This is a genomic window from Pontibacter rugosus (assembly GCF_042678745.1).
Classification (GTDB): domain Bacteria; phylum Bacteroidota; class Bacteroidia; order Cytophagales; family Hymenobacteraceae; genus Pontibacter; species Pontibacter rugosus.
Map to the genome: position 1 here is coordinate 1 of NZ_JBHTLD010000336.1, position 3,206 is coordinate 3,206.

Consider the following 3,206-nt stretch of genomic DNA (forward strand, 5'->3'; position numbering starts at 1 on the left):
GATAAATTTAATTAAAACCCAAGGTTAACACCAACAGAAATTACACGTTGCTGGGGGTTGCCATTAAAGTCAACACCTGTAGAAGTAAATACCTCCGGGTCTAAACCATTGTAATCAGAAATAGTGAAAGCGTTTTGCATCTGTGCAAACACGCGCAAGCGCTGAACATTAATTTTTTCAATCAAGCTAGTAGGCAGTGAATACCCAATAGCGACGTTGCTCAGTTTCAAGAAATCGCCATCCTCTACAAATCTAGTTGAAGAATGCTCACCACCGTTGATTATCTCGTCCCTACCGATCCAAACGCGTGGGGTCTGGCCATCTCCTGGTTGTTCCGGGCTCTGCCATCTTCCGAGTATTTCTGTTCCGTTATTTGCAAAACCTTGTGTTAACAGATCCTGGCGTGTACGGTTCATTATCTTGTTACCACCAGAGAAACGGAAGAATACGTTCAAGTCGAAGTTACCATACGTCAGGTTGTTGTCAAATCCACCGAACCAAGTTGGCAGAGCGTTTCCTAGTATTGTTTTATCTGCGTTAGTCAGTGTAGCACTCTGCGACACATCAGCAGGGTTTGCAGGATCATATACTCTGTACTGGGCAACAGGTATGTGTCCTTGTACAAAAGAGCCATCTGCTTTTCTGTAGATAGGGTTACCGTTTGCTACGTTCACACCTTCGTAAGTATAGCCGTAGAGTGAGTTGAATGATTCTCCCTCACGTGTAATGGTGTAGGTTCCAAAAATATCGTTGCCATTCACCAGTTCTTTCACTTCATTGTGCTGTGTAGAAAAGTTCACGCTGGTATTCCATGAGAAGTTAGCATTTTCGATTACGGCACCACTTACAGTAAACTCCAGACCATCGTTTTTCATGCTACCGATGTTTCTGTAAATTAAGTTCCCAGGTAAACCAAGCGAAGGAGCTGTTGGGGCTCCAAGCACCATATCATCATTATCCTTTCTCCAGTAGGCTGCTTCGATATTTACACGGCCATTAAATAAGCCCAGGTCAATGCCAAAGTCAATAGTTTTCTGGGTTTCCCAGCTAAGGTCTGCGTTACCAGTGTTATCAAATGCAATACCGCTGATGCCACCATACATTACTGCAGCATAAGAGCCTAGGTATGGGAAGTTACCGCCAACAATAGAAGAGTTACCAACTTCGGCATAGCTACCTCGCAATCTTAGATCGCTGATGAAGCCAGCAATCCCTGAGTTCTTGAAGAATTCTTCTTCAGAGATACGCCAAGCGGCAGATACACCTGGGAAATAGCCCCAACGGTTGTCAGGAGAGAGTTTAGACAAACCATCTGCTCTGATTGAACCACCAATGTAGTACTTACTCTTGTAGTTGTAGTTAATACGTCCTAGATATGAAGTAAGTCCATTTGCAGTTTTACCACCACTAATTTCCTGATTCGTTAATGCTCCCGTTATGATGTTCTCATTAAAAAGACGGTCCGAAAGATCTGATCCAAAAGCGCCAAACCATGAGCTCTCAGTCTTAGTATATTCCGCAACAGCTGTTAAACTCAGGTTGTGCGCATCATTAAAAGACTTATCATAAGAGAGGATGTTCTGCCAGTTCCAGGTAGAGTATGGTGTGTGGTACTGGTCAACGTAACCATTAAGAGAGGTTCCGTCACCGTGGCGAGGATCTCTGTAGCCCAAGTCATCGATCAAAGTAAGGTCAGCGCCTAACAAAGTTCTAAAGTTTAGGTTTTTCAGAGGTTTTATATCTATGAAAGCATTACCATTAACACGGTAGGTTGTAGCTCTGTTAATGTTATTATCCAGATTGAATCGGATGTTAGGAGTACTGTTAGCAATAAGAGCCACGTTATTTCCTCTACCTAACGCTGCCGGGGTCTCGTCATCCAGGTTGTAACCTGTTGGATCATTAGGATCGTAAACAGGCACGTTAGGAAGCATACGAACTACTGCAAATGTGTTACCTCCTAAACTATTTGTACCCGCTGACACACCATTGTTGCGCTGGTAAGACAGACCGGAATTAACACCGAAGCTAAGCCAATCGGTTACTGTCTGGCTCAGGTTAGCACGTGCTGTATAACGTCTCAAATCATTGGCAACCGCAATTCCTTCCTGGTCTGTAAAACCTAGAGAGAAATAGTAGTTGCTTCTTTCTGAACCTGCACTGGCAGACACAGTATGGCTCTGCTGAAAAGCAGTTCTATAAACATAGTCGTTCCAGTCAGTATCTGTTCCGTTGGCATCCAGTCTAGCCTGTATGGTAGCAGCAGGATTAGCATTGGTATACTTCTCATTAGCAATTTCCACAAACTGCTCAGCATTTAACAGGTCATGTAATTCAGTAGCTTTTGCCCAACCTGTATACATATCGTAGTTAAACTTTACTTGCCCTTTCTTACCTTTCTTAGTTGTGATAAGAATTACACCGTTTGATGCACGAGAACCGTAAATAGCGGTTGCCGCACCATCCTTCAAAACCTCAAAAGACTCAATATCATTCGGGTTGATATCGGCAAGTGCGTTTGATTGGGCATAAGTACCTTGGTTGCCGGAAAGGCTTGGGACACCATCAATAACAATAAGCGGATCGTTACCTCCCTGAATGGAGTTTGTACCGCGAATTCTAATTCTTGGAGGCGCACCCAGGATACCATTAGGCTGTTGTACAACCACGCCTGACGCACGGCCTGCAAGCTGCTGGTCAAAGCTTGGAGTAGCCAAGTTTGCGATTTCCTCACCACCTACTCTTGAAATTGAGCTAGTTACGTCTTTCTTCAGCTGCGTACCATAACCTACTACCACAACTTCTTCTAATAGCTTATCGTCTGTAGCTAATGTTATATTGATAGCTGAAGAATTACCGATGGCACGTTCTACTGTTTTGTAGCCAATAAAACGAAAAACTAAAGTACTACCATCTGATGGAACGGTTATAGAGTATCCCCCATCAACTCCTGTAGTAGTACCTACAGTCGTACCTTTAACAATCACTGCAACTCCCGGCAGTGGTTGCGATGTGCTCTGATCTGTAACTGTACCAGAGACTGTTCTGCTTTGGGCATACGCTTGCTGCAACAGCGTTAGTACCATCACAAAACTCATTAGTAAGAGTTTCTTCATTTGTTGTTTTAATTAAGGTGAATGAAAATTGTTGGTTAGTAAAGCTTAGTAGATCCACAAAGTAATTATAGAGCTTAGCTTTATAATTAC

1 protein-coding gene is annotated in these 3,206 nt (G+C 43.2%); it reads right to left on the reverse strand.

Going from position 1 to position 3,206, the window contains the following annotated elements; translation table 11 throughout:
* Nucleotides 1–11: 11 nt before the first annotated feature.
* Nucleotides 12–3,116: a SusC/RagA family TonB-linked outer membrane protein gene (locus tag ACFQ2O_RS20790; RefSeq protein ID WP_377532658.1), complete on the reverse strand. Its 3,105-nt coding sequence runs from the start codon at nucleotides 3,114–3,116 to the stop codon at nucleotides 12–14.
* Between the last annotated feature and the right edge of the window lie 90 nt (nucleotides 3,117–3,206).